The sequence below is a fragment of the Streptomyces sp. GbtcB6 genome (assembly GCF_019091475.1).
GTDB lineage: Bacteria > Actinomycetota > Actinomycetes > Streptomycetales > Streptomycetaceae > Streptomyces > Streptomyces hyaluromycini.
Map to the genome: position 1 here is coordinate 1 of NZ_JAGXJL010000209.1, position 394 is coordinate 394.

The window sequence follows — 394 nt, forward strand, 5'->3', positions numbered from 1 at the left end:
CGCAGACCCCGCTGCCCGGCATCTCGGCGACGGCCGGCGACGACGAGGCGCAGCGCGGCGAAGCACTGGACGAGATCGAGGACGAACTGGCCGCACCCGGTCTGCGGACCCAGGTCGGCGGCGCCACCACGGTCGACCGCGACATCCGCGAGCGGGTCGCAGCGGACATCGCCTTCGCCGGGACCATCTCCGTACCGGTGCTGCTCGTGCTCCTGGCTGTCGTCTTCGGCAGCGTGGCCGCGGCGGCCCTGCCGCTCGCGATCGGCGGTCTGGCCATCCTAGGAGCGTTCACCGCGCTGCGCGGGATGACCTACCTGACCGCCGTCTCGGTCTTCTCGGTCTACGTGGTGACGATTCTCGGGCTGGGTCTGGCGATCGACTACGGCCTGTTCAT

Annotated in this window: 1 protein-coding gene; it reads left to right on the plus strand. The window is 70.8% G+C overall.

Going from position 1 to position 394, the window contains the following annotated elements:
- On the plus strand, nucleotides 1-394 hold a 394-nt coding region (locus KVT45_RS55190; RefSeq protein ID WP_217562682.1), incomplete at both ends, for an MMPL family transporter.